Raw genomic sequence first — 14,366 nt, 5'->3', positions numbered from 1 at the left:
CGTATCAGCGATTCGCCTCCGTTGGGAACAGGTCGTCGTCGCCGGTCGACGGGCTCATGCCGTGCGTGCCGGGGTCCGCGGCCCATCGCACGTCATCGCGCGGGTGCCGGATGGGCAGCGGTAGCCTGCGTCTGCGGAGCTTGAGGTTGATGAGCGTCATGTCGCCGTTGTAGTGGGCGAGGACGCGGGGGTCCATGACCGCACGCCACAGCGGGGGGATCGCGGCGAGCACGACCATGGTGGCGTAGCCCGCGGGCAGTTGCGGCGCCACGTCGCAGCTGCGCAGGGTCTGATAGCGGCGGCCGGGGTTGGCGTGGTGGTCGCTGTGGCGCTGGAGGTGGAACAGGAAGATATTGGTGACCAGGCGGTCGCTGTTCCAGCTGTCGCGCGGCGAGCAGCGCGCGTAACGCCCGTCCGGTCGGCGGGTACGCAGCAGTCCGTAGTGTTCGACGTAGTTGACGGTTTCCAGCAGGCCCGCGCCGATGATCGCCTGGATGACGAGGTACGGCGTGATGACGGGGCCGAAGGTCACGATCAGGCCGCCGAACAGCACCGCGCTCATCGCCCAGGCCTGCAACAAATGGTTACCGGGACTGAACCAGCGTTTGCCGTTACGGGCCAGGCGCGTGCGTTCCAGCGCCAGTGCCGACCGGAACCCGCCCGTCATGGTACGCGGCAGGAACTGCCACAGCGATTCGCCGAACCTGGCGCTGGCCGGGTCCTCGGGCGTGGCGACGCGAACGTGGTGGCCGCGGTTGTGCTCGACGAAGAAATGTCCGTATCCGGACTGCGCGAGCGCGATCTTGGCCAGCCACCGCTCGAGATGTTCGGCGCGGTGGCCGAGTTCGTGGGCGGCGTTGATACCGATACCCGAGACGAAGCCGAGGGTGACCGCCAAGCCGAGCTTGTCGGGGAGGCTCAGCTCATGGCTGGCCCACATATAGCCGGCGATGAGCAGGCCGATGAATTGCATCGGCAGGAACAGAAAGGTGCACCACCGGTAATAACGATCGTTGGACAGCGCTTCGTAGTCTTCGTCGCGCGGGTTGCTCCCGTCATCGCCGATGAACCAGTCCAGCAACGGGATCACCACCAGCACGATGATCGGGCCGATCCACCAGAACAGTTCCAGTCCGGTGTGTGCCACCAACGTGGAAGGCAGCAGTGCGCAACCCGGGGCGATCAAACCCAGAATCCAGAGGTACCGCTTGGGGTCGCGGGCTCGCGTGTGCTCGAAGATCGTCATAGTCATCTCGCCGATCCGTGAGGACGACACTCAACCGACAGTTCCGACTGCGGACAACACCTGAACCATGCGCGCCAATCCAGGATAACTGGAAGTTCGCCAGGTGGTAGTGAACCGTGGAAACCGCTGTGTGAGCGGGCAATCCTCATCATGCGCACACGGTCCGACGCCTGATCGGTGGGGAGGTTTTCGGGACCCGTCTCACGTGTGTCGCCTGTTCGATTCGGCGTGGCGTGGACGGGATCGGCAACGGTGTGCTTGTTCGCCGCTGTGCCGTCGACTGCCTGGAAGCGCGCCGAATTTCGACAGCCGAGGTTCGATAGCCGGCCTTCGGGCGGTCGAAGTTGCCGGATCGGACACGGGTCGATTCGTGCCGGATGTCCGAGTGTCACCGTTGCGCGCACCTGAGTGGCTCAGGTCGGCGGGGGTGAGTCAACTCCGACATCCGCACCTTTCCGTCCCGATTTCGACCCAGCTAGCGAAGATCAACAGCAAATTTTCTGCAAATCAATGCACCGGTTCCGGGCATCGGGAGACCGGAGGCTCCACCTGCCGCACGGACGCTTGTGCTCCTCCGAGCGGGCAGTCGGCCGCGGCTCGGTCGTGAAACCGAACCGCGGCCGACCATGGTGTACGAAGCTCGCGGCACTACGAGCAGAACCGCTGTGCGCGGCGCGCCGTGCCGAAACTCCGATGTTGCTTCGGCCACGCCCGGGTGCCTCAGGTGTGCCGCGATGATTCAGATACTGACGGTATCCGAGTTGGTCGTGCTTTCGCAAATCAGGGCAGCGCTCCGCAGTTGGTCGGCGCGGGCTGGCCCGCGAGCCGTTCGGTCATCCAATCCTGCGAGGCCCCCAGCGACGGGAAGAACGCCAGCACGTGGGTAACCCGCAACCCGGTGATGACGCTGGGTAGTTCGGCATTCGCATTCAGCTGGACGGGTGCGCCACCGCCGCACCATCCGGCGGCCAGTTCGCGCACGGGCACGTACGGCGCGCCCTCGTCGGCCTGGTTCGAGGCGATGAGGACGGGCACTCCCGGGGTCATCGTGCCGACCCGCTGGTCGTTGAACGCCGCCTTCAACACCGGGGACTGATCGATCACCGCGGTCAGTGGTTGCCCGCTGGTGGTCCACTGTGAGGTATTCGGGAACTGCTGGGCCAGTCCCAGCGGCACGGCGCACTTGTCCATCGACTCGCGCATGATCGCCTTACCGGTGTCGTTGAGTTCGGCGTCGAGCACCGGCCGGGTCTCGGGGTAATTGGCGGCGATGCCGTTGAGGATCCACGCGAAGGCGGGTCCGAGCGGGGCTCGTCCGTCGTTGAAGGCGATGAAGTACTCGTCATCCACCACCGGCCCGCCGACGTAGGCGCCCCGCACGTTCAGATCGGGGGCGTAGCTCGGCTGCAGTTCGGCCGCGCCCGCGGAGGCCATGCCGCCCTGGGAGTATCCGTACAGAATGACCGGCGATCCGGGATTCAGGCTGGTGCCCGGCAATTGCAACGCCGCGCGCGCGGCGTCGAGGACCGCGTAGGCCTGAGATTTGCGGTTGAGGTAGTCGTGCACATCCGGTGTGCCCAGACCGTGGTAGTCGGTCACCATCACCGACATGCCGCGGGCCAGCAGCGTGTAGATCGCCAGTACGTCGTATTCGACGATTACGTCGAACGGGGGCTGGTATTGGATGAATTGCGCCAGCAATTTCGACGGCGCGCACTGATCGCCTTGCCCCTTGGTGCCGACCGCGTAGGAGATCAGCGGCCGTTCGCCCGGACCGGTCCACGGCTGGGACGGTTCCAGATAGGTTCCCGTCACCGCTGTGCGGGCACCGTGGGTATCGCTGCTGGTGTACATGATGCGCGTCGACGTCGCGGGGATCTGTCCCGGGGCGCCGGGGACCGAGATCGCCAGCCGCGACCCTTCGGCGCGGATGATGGAGCCCGGTGCGCCCGCCGGTGCCGCCGGTGGGATGTAGAAATCGTCGCCGGCGACGGTTTCCGCCGCAGGTTCCGTCCATGCGTGTGGGGCGGCGACGGCCCCACCCCCGGCCACGAGGAGGGTTCCCGTCAAAGCTGTGGCCAATCTGAGTATGCGGCTCCTCACGATGCGATCCTTCCTGCGATTGGGATACCCCTGGCATCTAGAATCGGATACTGAGAGTATCTGTAAGGGGTCGAGATTGTCCTGGAATAGCGATGAGTGTCGGCGGCTCGCGGGGGCGGGGCGTTCCCGGCCGACCCGGGCGCAGAGCCAGGCGCGGACGCGCGCCGTTTTGATCGCGACCGCCAAGCGGCTTTTTCTGGAGGACGGTTTTCAGGCCACGACTCTGGACAAGGTCGCGAAAGCCGCCGGTTTCACCAAAGGGGCGGTGTATTCGAACTTCCGCACCAAAGACGAGTTGTGTCTGGCGGTGCTCGACGAAATTCACGGTGAGCGGGCGGCGGAGGTCGCCGAGATCATCGCCGCGCCGACGGCCGCGCAGCGACTGCTCCGGATGACGGAATGGGCCGAACGGGTGGTCGGCGAGCCCGGCTGGACGCATCTCGAACTGGAGTTCAGCGTGCACGCTCGGCGCGACGAGCACCTGCGCGCCGAGCTGGCGACCCGGCTCGACAACATCGTGGGCATGGTCGGCGCCGCCTTGCGCGCGACGGACGATCTCGACACCCCGATGCCCCGGGGCGAAGCCGCCGTCGCCGTGCTGGCCCTCGGCGTGGGGCTGGGTCTGTTCCGGTCGATCGATCCCGGCATCCCGGTCGCGGGAATGATCTCCGCGCTGCGCGCGATCGCGGGGTTGTCTCCAGACGACTGATCGGGGCGGCGCGCGTCCGGTCCCGCGGGGTGGCGCCGCATCGGTCTTGCGGTCACGCCGCGGGCCGCTAATATAAGTCAAAACTTATCAAGGAGGTTGTCATGGCGTTGCTCACCGATCCCGCCGCCATCGCCGGGCTCGTAACCCGTGAGGTCCGCACCGGGTCCCGCGACGGCGTACCCACCCGAATCGCTGTCGCCCGCCGGAACTACCCGACCGATCGAGCGGATCTCTGGGACGCGCTCACCGATGCCGAGCGGATTCCGCGCTGGTTCCTGCCGATCAGCGGTGATCTGCGGGTCGGCGGGCGCTATCAGCTCGAGGGCAACGCCAACGGCGTCGTCGAACAGTGCGACGCGCCGGAGCGGTTCGCCGTGACCTGGGAGATGGGACCGCAGATCTCCTGGCTCACCGTCGTTCTCGCGCCGACCGCGGACGGCACCGAATTGGAGTTGCTGCACGAGGCGCCGGTCGCCCCCGAGTTCTGGGCGCAATACGGGCCGGGTGCGGTGGGCGTCGGCTGGGATCTCGCCCTCATGGGCCTCGGGCTGCACTTGTCGAGCGGAGATCCGGTGGACCCGGCCGAGGGGTTGGCCTTCCCGACCACACCCGAGGGCCTGACGTTCGTCCGGATGGCGGCTCTCGGCTGGGCCGAGGCCGCCGTGAGTGACGGTGACGACCCGGACACCGCGAACTCGGCGGCGCGGCGGACGATCGACTTCTATACGGTCGTCCCGGAGGACGGCGCCGAGTCCTGATGGATCGATTCCCGGCGAAGATCTTCGAGGCGCTCGGCGACCCGGTCCGCCGGTTTCTCCTCGAAATGGTGGCGGCCGAAGAGCAGCCCGCGGGCGCGCTGGTCGCCGCCGTGCAACAGCGCACGAAGATCTCCCAGCCCGGCGTCTCCCAGCACCTCAAGGTGCTGCGCGACGCCGGGCTGGTACACGTCCGCGCCGAGGGCACGCGACGGCTGTACGCCCTCGACCCCGCCGGTATCGAGGCCGCGCGGGCTTGGCTGACCGGGCTGACGGACCCGATGCGCCAGTTCGCTCAACCGCTCGACGCGCTCGCGACGGAGATCGCCCGTGGAAAACGCACGCGCAGCGGGGCCGGTCGAACCGGCGGCGAGGATTCCGGCAGGCGAGCTCGCCACGCATGAGTGGCGGGCGCATCGGGCGTCGCCGCGGTCAGCAGCGGCCGAACACCACGGCCGCGTTGTGGCCGCCGAATCCGTACGAGTTGTTCAGCGCGTACTCGATATTCTGGGTGCGCGCGCTGCCGTGCACGATGTCGAGATCGATCTCGGGATCCTGGTTGTCGAGGTTCAAGGTGGGCGGCACCACACCGTCGCGCACGCTGAGCACGGTCAAGGCGGCCTCGACCGCGCCCACCGCGCCTACGGAATGTCCCAGTGCGGATTTGGGGGCGTAGACCGAGGGGTGATCGCCCACCGCCGCCCGGATCCCCTTGGCCTCCGCCAGGTCGCCGAACGAGGTGGCCGTCGCATGGGCGTTGACGTGGTCGATGTCTTTCCCGCTCACGCCTGCCGTTTCCAGCGCGCGGCGCATCGCGCGAATGTTCCCCGCGCCCTCCGGGTGCGGGAGCACCATGTGGTAGCCGTCCGCGGTCAGGCCTGCCCCCATCAGGCGAGCCATGGGCTTCGCGCCTCGCGCCCGCGCGTGGTCTTCGGACTCCAGCACGAACAGCGCGGCGGCTTCGCCGAAGACGAAACCGTCGCGGTCACGGTCGAACGGGCGCGACGCGCGCTCGGGCTCGTCGATCCGGGTGCTCAACGCCCGCATCATCGCGAATCCGGCCACCGCCAGCGGGTTGATGCGGCCTTCCACACCGCCCGCCACGATCATGTCGGCTTCCCCCAGGATGATCGAGCGCCACGCGTGGACCAGCGCCTCGCATCCCGAAGCGCACGCCGAGACGGGTGTGATCACGCTGGCTCGCGCGCCGAGCTCCAGCCCGACCACCGCGGCGGCGCCGTTCGGCATGGCCATGGGGACCGCGAAAGGGGACACCTTGCGGTAGCCCGATTCCCGCATCAGGTCGTTGGACTCGATGATCGTATCGGCGCCACCGAGACCGGTGCCGATGCAGACGCCGAGTCGATCGGGATCGACCTCCGGGCGGCCGGCGGTGTCCCAGATCCGCTTGCCCATGACATAGGCGACTTGCTGGACATAGGACATACGGCGCTTCTGGACGCGGCTGAGCTCTTCGGTCGGATCGAGTTTGAACTGGCCGCCGATGTCCACGGGAACCCGGAAACGCTCGAAGTCGGGGTCCTGCACCTTGGCGATCCCGGTCTCTCCGGCGAGCAGTCCCTTCCATGTCGCATCGGTGCCGGTGCCGACGGCGGTCGACATCTCGACAGCGGTCACGACGACGCTCCGGAACCCTCCGTTGCTGGTCGAGAAGTCCGTCAAATCGGACATCAAACCCCTTCTTTCGGCTTGTCGGCTCGCATACTCGAGCGAGGCTATGTGCGCGCCGGAAGCCCGGGGTAGTAGCCCGAGTGCCGTTCACCGCTACGATCGGGCCATGCAACCGGATGGGGGAGAGCGTCGGGTCACGGTGGTCATTCCCGATGAAGTAGTGCTTCTGGACGCCGCGATCCCGATCGACGTGTTCGGATCCGACCCGAACTACCGGCTCGAGGTGTGCGCGGTCTCGCGGACGGCGGCGACCTCGTTTCCGGGGCTGTCGTGTGTGACGGTGGCCGGGCTGGAGGCGCTGCGTGACGCGGAGACGGTGGTGGTGCCCGGGTACGCGTCCTTCGCGACGCCGCCGCCGGAACCGGTGCTGCGGGCGCTTCGCGAGGCCCACGGCCGCGGCGCGCGAATGCTGTCGATCTGTACCGGGGCTTTCGCGCTGGCCGCCGCGGGGTTGCTGTCGCACCGGCCCGCCACGACGCATTGGCGGGCCGCTCCGTTGCTCCAGAGCGAATACCCCGACGTCGAGGTGCACGCGGATCGGCTGTTCGTGGACGACGGCGATGTGCTGACCTCCGCCGGAGTGACCAGCGGTATCGATCTCTGCCTGCACGTGGTGCGCAAAGACATCGGCGCGGCGGCCGCCAACGAACGGGCTCGCGATCTGGTGGCGCCCCCGGTGCGCGAGGGCGGCCAAGCCCAGTACACCCGGCAGTTCGCCAAGCAGACCTCCTCCGGCGCGCTCGCCGAGACACGGGCGTGGATTCTCGCGAACCTCGACCGCAGGCACTCGCTCGAGGATCTCGCCAAGCGTTCGAATCTCTCACGCCGCAGCTTCATACGGCGATTCCGGGAAGAGACCGGAACCTCCACGCACGTCTGGATCACCAGCGCGCGCCTGAACCAGGCGCGGGAACTGCTCGAGACGACCGAACTCCCGATCGACCAGATCGGCTACCGCGTCGGTCTCGGGAACCCGGCGAACACCAGGGCTCTGTTCAAGCGCCATCTCGGTGTCAGCCCTGGGCAGTATCGGCACATGTTCACGATCAGCAACGGAAGGCAGCAGGGAAGCTAGCCGGGCAGCCGTTCCGCGGGATAGCCGTGCAGCCGCCGGTCGGTGTCGCCGACGACGACCGGGTGGCCGACCAGGTCTAACATCGCGACATCGGAGTGGTGATCGCCGAACGCCGTGCAGGACGACAGGTCCACGGCCGTTCGCTCGGCGTAGCGCAGCAGCGCCGCCGACTTGTCGGCGCCGACCATCGTCGCGGGCACCTCACCGGTGTACGCGCCGTCCGCGGTCTCCAGCGTCGTGCACAAGACCGACGTGGCGCCGACGGCTTCGGCGATCGGGTGGAGTGCTGGGACGAACGAGCCGGATACCAGGACGATGCGAGTCCCGGCGCGGCGCAACTCGCCCAACCGGCGCCGCACCGCGATATTGAAGAAGGCCGAATCCGCGGCACGGGACGCGAACCAGTCCCGGCCGGTGCGCGACACCTCGGCGACTTCGCGGCCGGCCCAGTGCCGATAGAACCACCGGTGGGATTCGCCGCGACTCATCCCCGCCGCGCGCAGCGCGCGGAACTCCTCGAGCACGGCGTCGGCCTCCGCGCCGCGCCCACGGCGTCGCGCGTCGAAGACGAACAAGGACAGGAAGGTGACATCACGGACCAACGTTTCGTCGACGTCGACGAAAGCCGCTGGGACGTGGCGACCGTCGACCGCAGGCGCGCCGGCGGGATCGGGAGCCGCGTGCGGATGGTTCACGAGGCCGCGGCCTCCGTCTGAACAGCGGATTCCGCGCGTCGCTCGGTTTTCCCTGTGCCCTCGGGCGCGCCGTCGTCGCGCAGGGTGTGCGGGACACCGAACAGTTTGAGCAACGGCGCTGTCATCGCCGTGGTGATCAACGCCATCATGACCAGCAGCGAGTACAGCCGCTGGTCGATGACGCCGATCGTGAGCCCCACATTCAGGATCACCAGCTCCGTCAACCCCCGGGTATTCATGAGCGCGGCCAGCGCGGCGGATTCCGTCCGGCCGGTCCGGCCGAAGCGAGCCGCCGAGTAGGTACCGCCGAGTTTCCCCACGAGCGCTGCGAACATGATCGCCGCGAACTCGGCGATACTGGTGCGATCCAGTCCGCCCAGATCGACCTGGAGGCCGGCCACCACGAAGAACGCGGGCAGGAAGATGCTGCTCAGCAGTTGCGCGCCGCTGTCGACGGCCGCGCGCAGCCGCCGGGGGAAGACGACCCCGAACAGGAACGCGCCGAAGATCAGGTGCAAGCCGATCCATTCGGTGGTCGCTCCCAGCAGAAGGGCGCCGGAGACGCCGATGAAGACCATGTTGGACGGGTTCTTCTCGGATCCGGCGCCCGCGATGCGGTCCAGGGCGGGGCGCACCGCCCACCACAACACCACGACCAGCGGAACGAACAACAGCAACCGCCAGTGGTGACCGAGGCCGGGCCGGGCGATGCCGATGACCACCGCCAGGACGCACCAGGCGAGGACGTCGTCCAATGCCGCGCAGGTCATTGCCGTCTGGCCCAGCCGGGTGCCGAGCAGCTTGCGGTCGTGCAGGATGCGGGCCAGCACCGGAAACGCCGTGACGGCCAGGGCGCAACCGATGAAGAGCGCGAAGTTCAGCCGGTTGCCGCCGTCGTGCCGGGCCAGCGCCCACACCGCGACGGCGGAACCGAGCGCGAACGGTGTGAGGTAGGCCGAGAGCGCGACCGCGGTGACCGATCGTCGCCGTCCCGCGACGGACCGCAGATCCATCTCGAGGCCCGCCGAGAACATGAAGATCATCACGCCGACGTTCGCGAATGCCGTGAGATACGAGCGAATGTCGTGCGGGAAGACGGTCTCGGACAAGTGCGCCCCGAGCAACGTCGGGCCCGCGAGTACGCCTGCCACGATCTCGCCGATCACCGGAGGCTGGCCCAATCGCTCGGCCAGCCAACCCAGCACACGCGCGGCGGCCACGATCAGTACGAGATCCAACAACAAGAAGATCATTTGGTCGCTCGGCAACGCCTCGACTCCGTTCGACATCGAGGGGAGGAACGGATCCGACACTCGCACGGGGTATTTCCGTGACGCGTCGACCGCAGTGTGAAACCCCCGAAACATGGACTGCCTGCGCTCAGACGATATCGCACCGGCCCTACGAGCGAGAGTCGAGAGTGATTTACGACACATTCACGGGGGTGCCGGCGCGGGCTGGCGCAAAGGTGTGCATGTCTGTCGCGAAAGGTACTGGCTGGTCGCTCTTTTCGTTCGGAATACTTCGATCCATGGCTTACGCCGGTCGGAGGGCGTAGCCGAGGGGAGTCGACGTTGTTCGAAGGTAAGACAGTACTCGTAACCGGTGCGGCAACCATCATCGGCACCGAAGTCGCTCGCGTCTTCGCCGATTATTCGGCGAATGTCGTACTGGGTGACCTGGATACGGACGGGGGAGAGACAGCGGCCGCCGAGATCGGCGAGCGCGCTCTCTTCGTACCCGTCGATCTGCGCAGCGATTCGTCGGTCAGGTCGTTCGTCGCGGCCGCGGCCGACGCGCACGGACGCATCGACGCGCTGGTCAACATCGCCTGCGTCTACGGTGACGACGGGCCTGCCGCAGATCCGCGGGCCGAGTGGCTCGAGGTGCTGAACACCAATGTCGTCGGCACGGCGATGTTGTGCGAAGAGGCTCGGAACCGACTGCGGGACACGGCGGGGTCCATCGTCAACTTCACCTCGCCCAGCGGGCGAATCGCTCAGGCCGGGCGCGTTCGATACCCGGTCAGCAAGGCGGGGTTGTTGCAGCTGACCCGCAGTCTCGCATTTGAATACGCGGGCGACGGGATCCGGGTGAACAGTATCTCGCCGGGCTGGACCTGGTCTCGCGTGATGAACGAGATCACCGAAGGGGACCGGGCCCGCACCGATGCGGTGGCCGCACGGTTCCACATGCTGGGCAGGGCGGCAGACGCGCGCGAGATCGGCGAAGTGGCCGCGTTTCTCGCCTCGCCCAAGGCGAGTTTCGTCACCGGCGCCGAATGGACGGTGGACGGCGGTTACTCGGCCCTCGGTCCCGAGCAGACCACTTCGGCGATCGAACTGCTCCAGCGTGAGCGGTCGCGACCGCACGCAACTTCTCTGGCTTAGGAATTCCGCAATGACTGCAGCAACAATTTCGGCGACCTCCCTGCTGACCGCGGTGCGTTCGCTGGTTCCCGATCTGGCGGCACGTCGCAGTGAGATCGATGCGGAGCGCAGGCTTCCCTCGGACATCGTCGAGCGGCTGCGTGAGATCGGTGTGTACCGCATGTGTTTCAGTGCGGAGATCGGTGGACCAGGCCTGACGTCGCTGGAGCAGTTCGAGGTCGTCGAGGCGCTGTCCTACGGGGACACCGCCACCGGCTGGTGCGCGATGATCGGCGCCGCGACCGGCATCTACGCCGGCTATCTCGACGAGCGGGCCGTCGCGGAGCTGATGCCGACCCAGGATCTGATCACCGCGGGACTGATCTTCCCGGCCGGCCGCGCCGAGCGGGTGGCGAACGGTTATCGCTTGACGGGGCGTTGGAAGTTCGGCAGCGCCATCACGCACGCGGACTTGGTCATCGGCGGCGCTTTCGTGACATCGGGCGGCCGCATGGAAGAGACCGCGGAGGGCGCGCCGGTCGTCCGGCTCTTCTTCATGCCCCGCGATCAGGTCGCCGTGTTCGACACCTGGGACACCACGGGCTTGCGCGGCAGCGGCAGCAACGATTACGCGGTCGAGGGTCTCTTCGTCCCGGAGCACCATTCCTTCGCGTTCAGTGAACGGAAGAGCTGTCGCGGGAAGCTCTCCGAACCGGAGGCGCTGGCCCGCATCATGCCGGGCGTCCCGCTCGGCACGGCACGTGCGGCCCTCGACTACGTCCGCGGCCTCGCGGACGGAAAGACCGTGAACGCGACCGGTCAGAAGTGGGCGGACAACTACCGCGCCCAGTACCTGCTCGGTGAGTGCGAGATGGAGTACATCGTCGCGCGCGGCGCCGTCGTCAACACGGTGGAGGAGCTGTGGAACGCGTTGGACCACAGGCGTTTCGCGGACCTGCCGACCGATCTCCGGATCGCGACCGCCTTGGCGAGGACCAACGCGTTCCGCGCCGCGCAGCGGATCCTCACCCGTCTGTGCGAACTCGTCGGCACCGATTCGATCTACCGGCCGAATCCGCTGGACATCTGGCTGCGTGACACGAACACGATGGCGCGGCACATCATCGCGCACGACCAGGTGATCCAGTCCACCGGCGCCTTCGTGATGGGCGGCAGGCCGGAATTCCCCTTCGTCGTGGGTCTGGGCTGATCGCGATGGAAGTCGACAATCGCAAACGGCTGCCGTCCCTGACCGGACTGCGGTTCTTCGCGGCGTTCTCGGTGTTCGTATTCCATGTGATGCTGCCCGCCTCGCCGATACCGCCTTACAAACCGGTCAATCTGTTCTCCGACCCGGATATCGCCTACGACGCGGCATGGGTGGTCGGCAAGGCGGGTTTTCTCGGGGTGTCGTTCTTCTTCGTCTTGAGCGGCTTCGTGCTGACCTGGTCGTGGAAACCGGGATCGAGCAAATTGCAGTTCATTCGGCGGCGAGTGGTCAAGATATTTCCCAATCACTTGACGCTGTGGGTGGCCTCTATGGTGTTGTTCGCGGCGGCTATCACGCCGTGGAAGGCATGGCTGCCGAATTTATTCCTGATCCATGCCTGGTTCCCGCAGAATTACATCAACGCGGGGGTCAACACGCCGTCCTGGACATTGTCCTGTGAGCTCCTGTTCTATGTTCTGTTCCCGCTCCTGATACCGGTCGTACTGCGCATCGAGTCGAAATACCTGTGGTACTGCGCCGCCGCCATGGTGGCCGGCATCTGTGTGATCGTGCTGCTGACCGCATTCGTCATACCGAGTTCCGAGAAGTCGGAGCTCACGCCCATACCCGTCTTGCAGCTCTGGTTCGGCTATCTCTTTCCGCCGTCGCGGCTGTTCGAATTCTTCCTCGGCGTGTTCGTGGCACGGATAGTGCAAGAGGGGCGCTGGATACGGGTGCCGCTCTGGGCGTCTCTCGCAGCGGTGGTCGCGGGATACGTGGTGGCGATGTACACGCCGTTCTACGTCGGCTTCGTCCTGGCGACCGCGGTGCCTCTCGCGCCGTTGATCGGGTCCGCCGCCCAGTCCGACCTCGACGGCGCCTCGCGGTTCCTGTCCAGCAGGCTCATGGTGCGGCTCGGTGAGATCTCGTTCGCCTTCTACATCTGTCAAGGCGTGACGCTGTTCTACGTCCGCCGCACGATGGACGCCGCCACGTTCAGCGCGCCGGTCGCGGTATCGCTGATCGTCGCGTTGTTCTTCCTGAATATTGTCGCCGCATGGTCTTTGTTCACCTTCGTGGAATCTCCCGCGATGCGTCGCTTCGCTCGGCCGAAACGCGTCGCGGTTGCTCCGGAAAAGGTGGCGAGTTAGGCGCTTCGGTTTATTGTCGGCAACTATCGAATTACCTGTTCGGCGGCGCATGGTGATGCCATGCGCCGCCGAATTGCCTTCTCTGTGGTGAAAACAATATGGTTGCCGCCCCGTCCGGGCAGCGCTATCCTGGTGTTATAAACCACAGAACCATTAAAACATGGGGGTGCTGGATCAATTGGGGTATGTGATTCGGATCCGGCTGTGAGCATCGGGGCTCGCCGTTCTCGGGTATCGAATGAATTTCGGCACTGAATCCGTATCCCAGCACGACGTTCTGATCGCAAGCAGATGCCGACGGCTCGGTCGCGCCGATCGCGGGAATTTTTCTGTGCCGTCCGGTTGCGTGCGCTCTTTTTGTGTGTCCGGAAGGTAGTGATGAGTACGACTGTCGACAACGGCTCCGAGCGACTCCAGGAGCTCGAGCGACCACAAGCCCACCCGAGACCCGACGACGACGTCGAGTCGGTTGCCACCCGGATCCTTCGCATGGTCTTCGCCCGTCGGCGCAGTGCCGAGGAGAAGTCGCTGTGCGATGTGGCTCCCTGTGCGGACTGCTTCGCGCCGCACCTGAGCAAAGTGATCCGATACATCAAGGCCGGCGTGCCGGTCCATTTCATCATCCCCGCGTTCCCGGCGAAGTCGCGCAACCGCCGCAAGACGCTGGGGCGCCTGCCCGACATGGCGGAAACTCTGGCGATCGAGTCCGTGCAGGGATTCTGTGACCAGGTCTCGGCCGTCTACCGGCCGGGCGCCATCGTCACCATCTGCTCCGACGGCCACGTGTTCAGTGACACGCTGGGCATCCCGGACGTTCACGTGGACGACTACGGTGACGAGCTCCGCCGCGTCATCCGCTCGACCGGCGGCGGCTCCGTCGGCCTGTACGGCCTGCGCGACGCCATGCCGGAGATGCCCTGGGACGAACGCAGGCGCCGCCTGCTCGCCGAGTACTCCGACGGCATCGACGCGCTGCGCGAGGCGATCCGGACGGAACCGGCGGCCCGGCGCATGTTCAACGGAATACACCGGTTCATGGTCGAGGACAATGCCGTGCTGTTACCCGATCTGTCCGCCACGCAGCGGCGCAACCGATCGAAGGAAACCGCTTACGCGGTGGTGCAGCGCAGTCAGGCGTGGAGCCGCCTGATGGGGGAGATCTTCCCCGACGCGGTGCGGCTGTCGATCCATCCGCAGACGAATCACTCCGAGAAGATCGGCTTCCAGCTGCTGCGGACCCAGGACAGCTGGCTGACTCCGTGGCATGGCGTGGTGCTCGACGACGGAACGAACTACTCGCTGGTCAAGCGGATGCACGCCGAGGAGCTTGGTGCTCGTCTGGTATGGCGCAACAGTCGCCC

The 14,366-nt window shown here is 66.6% G+C and carries 12 protein-coding genes and 1 pseudogene; 8 read left to right on the top strand and 5 right to left on the bottom strand.

Annotated elements, in window-relative coordinates:
* Window positions 1-4 precede the first annotated feature (4 nt).
* Together ACWEO7_RS17285 and ACWEO7_RS17280 are read right to left on the bottom strand one after the other, a co-directional pair.
* Window positions 5-1,252: an alkane 1-monooxygenase gene (locus ACWEO7_RS17285; RefSeq protein ID WP_452424369.1), complete on the bottom strand. Its 1,248-nt coding sequence runs from the start codon at window positions 1,250-1,252 to the stop codon at window positions 5-7.
* 774 nt (window positions 1,253-2,026) lie between these two features.
* Complete coding sequence (locus tag ACWEO7_RS17280; protein ID WP_452424367.1) at window positions 2,027-3,349, bottom strand: lipase family protein; 1,323 nt, start codon at window positions 3,347-3,349, stop codon at window positions 2,027-2,029.
* Between the two features lie 169 nt (window positions 3,350-3,518).
* On the opposite strand from ACWEO7_RS17280, the gene ACWEO7_RS17275 reads away from it, so the two are divergent.
* The 3 genes from ACWEO7_RS17275 (at window position 3,519) to ACWEO7_RS17265 (ending at window position 5,217) form a co-directional block, all read left to right on the top strand.
* A complete protein-coding gene (locus tag ACWEO7_RS17275) occupies window positions 3,519-4,058 on the top strand; it encodes a TetR/AcrR family transcriptional regulator (protein ID WP_452424365.1) in 540 nt (179 codons plus the stop codon).
* A gap of 101 nt (window positions 4,059-4,159) precedes the next feature.
* The gene (locus ACWEO7_RS17270) at window positions 4,160-4,816 is read left to right on the top strand and encodes an SRPBCC family protein (protein WP_452424364.1); all 657 of its coding nucleotides are present in this window, start codon (window positions 4,160-4,162) and stop codon (window positions 4,814-4,816) included.
* The gene (locus ACWEO7_RS17265; RefSeq protein ID WP_452424362.1) at window positions 4,816-5,217 is read left to right on the top strand and encodes an ArsR/SmtB family transcription factor; all 402 of its coding nucleotides are present in this window, start codon (window positions 4,816-4,818) and stop codon (window positions 5,215-5,217) included. The genes ACWEO7_RS17270 and ACWEO7_RS17265 overlap by 1 nt, the downstream gene beginning before the upstream one ends.
* 28 nt (window positions 5,218-5,245) lie before the next feature.
* Here the strand turns inward: ACWEO7_RS17265 and ACWEO7_RS17260 are convergent, their stop codons facing one another.
* Window positions 5,246-6,505: a KasA/KasB family beta-ketoacyl-ACP synthase gene (locus tag ACWEO7_RS17260; RefSeq protein WP_450017327.1), complete on the bottom strand. Its 1,260-nt coding sequence runs from the start codon at window positions 6,503-6,505 to the stop codon at window positions 5,246-5,248.
* Between the two features lie 106 nt (window positions 6,506-6,611).
* Here ACWEO7_RS17260 and ACWEO7_RS17255 point away from each other — a divergent pair, with 106 nt between their 5' ends.
* A complete protein-coding gene (locus ACWEO7_RS17255; protein WP_452424360.1) occupies window positions 6,612-7,580 on the top strand; it encodes a GlxA family transcriptional regulator in 969 nt (322 codons plus the stop codon).
* On the opposite strand, the gene ACWEO7_RS17250 is transcribed toward ACWEO7_RS17255, so the two are convergent.
* Together ACWEO7_RS17250 and ACWEO7_RS17245 are read right to left on the bottom strand one after the other, a co-directional pair.
* On the bottom strand, window positions 7,577-8,275 hold the full coding sequence (locus ACWEO7_RS17250) for an HAD family hydrolase (RefSeq protein WP_452424358.1): 699 nt from the start codon (window positions 8,273-8,275) through the stop codon (window positions 7,577-7,579). The genes ACWEO7_RS17255 and ACWEO7_RS17250 overlap by 4 nt on opposite strands.
* Window positions 8,272-9,564 carry a cation:proton antiporter gene (locus ACWEO7_RS17245; RefSeq protein ID WP_452424356.1) on the bottom strand — a complete coding sequence of 431 codons (1,293 nt, stop codon included), beginning with the start codon at window positions 9,562-9,564 and terminating at the stop codon, window positions 8,272-8,274. Before ACWEO7_RS17245 ends, ACWEO7_RS17250 begins: the two co-directional genes overlap by 4 nt.
* A 285-nt stretch (window positions 9,565-9,849) precedes the next feature.
* Between ACWEO7_RS17245 and ACWEO7_RS17240 the strand changes: the two genes are divergently transcribed.
* From ACWEO7_RS17240 to ACWEO7_RS17225, 4 genes and pseudogenes are all read left to right on the top strand, one after another.
* Complete coding sequence (locus ACWEO7_RS17240; RefSeq protein ID WP_452424354.1) at window positions 9,850-10,665, top strand: SDR family oxidoreductase; 816 nt, start codon at window positions 9,850-9,852, stop codon at window positions 10,663-10,665.
* The gene (locus ACWEO7_RS17235) at window positions 10,628-11,854 is read left to right on the top strand and encodes an acyl-CoA dehydrogenase family protein (protein WP_452424352.1); all 1,227 of its coding nucleotides are present in this window, start codon (window positions 10,628-10,630) and stop codon (window positions 11,852-11,854) included. The genes ACWEO7_RS17240 and ACWEO7_RS17235 overlap by 38 nt, the downstream gene beginning before the upstream one ends.
* A 5-nt stretch (window positions 11,855-11,859) precedes the next feature.
* The gene (locus ACWEO7_RS17230) at window positions 11,860-13,005 is read left to right on the top strand and encodes an acyltransferase family protein (protein WP_452424350.1); all 1,146 of its coding nucleotides are present in this window, start codon (window positions 11,860-11,862) and stop codon (window positions 13,003-13,005) included.
* Between the two features lie 291 nt (window positions 13,006-13,296).
* Window positions 13,297-14,274: pseudogene (locus ACWEO7_RS17225) on the top strand (L-tyrosine/L-tryptophan isonitrile synthase family protein); the annotation flags it as partial.
* Between the last annotated feature and the right edge of the window lie 92 nt (window positions 14,275-14,366).

Source organism: Nocardia sp. NPDC004260, from assembly GCF_053603155.1.
Note: the sequence above shows the minus strand (reverse complement) of the source record. Positions and strands in the feature narration are given on the sequence as shown.

Coding starts and splice junctions, on each gene's coding strand:
- ACWEO7_RS17245 (WP_452424356.1), bottom strand. CDS start 9,564: ATGTCGAACGGAGTCGAGGCGTTGCCGAGCGACCAAATGATCTTCTTG.
- ACWEO7_RS17230 (WP_452424350.1), top strand. CDS start 11,860: ATGGAAGTCGACAATCGCAAACGGCTGCCGTCCCTGACCGGACTGCGG.
- ACWEO7_RS17265 (WP_452424362.1), top strand. CDS start 4,816: ATGGATCGATTCCCGGCGAAGATCTTCGAGGCGCTCGGCGACCCGGTC.
- ACWEO7_RS17270 (WP_452424364.1), top strand. CDS start 4,160: ATGGCGTTGCTCACCGATCCCGCCGCCATCGCCGGGCTCGTAACCCGT.
- ACWEO7_RS17255 (WP_452424360.1), top strand. CDS start 6,612: ATGCAACCGGATGGGGGAGAGCGTCGGGTCACGGTGGTCATTCCCGAT.
- ACWEO7_RS17285 (WP_452424369.1), bottom strand. CDS start 1,252: ATGACTATGACGATCTTCGAGCACACGCGAGCCCGCGACCCCAAGCGG.
- ACWEO7_RS17260 (WP_450017327.1), bottom strand. CDS start 6,505: ATGTCCGATTTGACGGACTTCTCGACCAGCAACGGAGGGTTCCGGAGC.